Raw genomic sequence first — 636 nt, forward strand, 5'->3', positions numbered from 1 at the left:
TGCTCCGGTAGTGTAGTCCGGCCAATCATTCCGGCCTTTCGAGCCGAAGACTCGGGTTCAAATCCCGGCCGGAGCACCATACTATTATTAATTGTTCGGTAAACTTTTTATTATTACATCCATTTTTCCATTATCACTTCTATTACTATTTTCTTTACCTTCTCCATAACTATTCCCTATCATCTTTTTGTTGTATCCTTTCCTGTTACATCCTTTCCTGTTACATCCTTTCCTGTTACCTTCCTCTTTTTACTTTCATTTGACTTTTATCGTATATTTGTTAATCGAGTTTGCTTCTCGCATCTTTGTTACTCGAGTTTGATTTACTAATTCCCCCCTGTTGCCGCGCTTCCCTAAATTTCTGAACCCTGAAGAGGGGTTTCTAACTAAATATTTTTCAGTCAGTTATGTAGTAATTTATAAAAAATTACAGCCACGGCCTTAAATATACGACCAGATTAACTGTGTTTGATCGGCTAACTGCACCCAAAGCCAGGGGGAAGGGACAGATTTATATATTACAAAGGATATTGTTGGATTCGCTGTGAGATGCAATGTGCTCCGGTAGTGTAGTCCGGCCAATCATTCCGGCCTTTCGAGCCGAAGACTCGGGTTCAAATCCCGGCCGGAGCACCA

The 636-nt window shown here is 41.4% G+C and carries 2 tRNA genes; both read left to right on the forward strand.

From position 1 onward, the window contains the following. Position 1 precedes the first annotated feature (1 nt). Positions 2–79, forward strand: a tRNA-Glu gene (locus EO95_RS02615). 479 nt (positions 80–558) lie between these two features. Then, positions 559–636: transfer RNA gene (locus EO95_RS02620), tRNA-Glu, on the forward strand.

The sequence above is a fragment of the Methanosarcina sp. 1.H.T.1A.1 genome (assembly GCF_000979295.1).
GTDB lineage: Archaea > Halobacteriota > Methanosarcinia > Methanosarcinales > Methanosarcinaceae > Methanosarcina.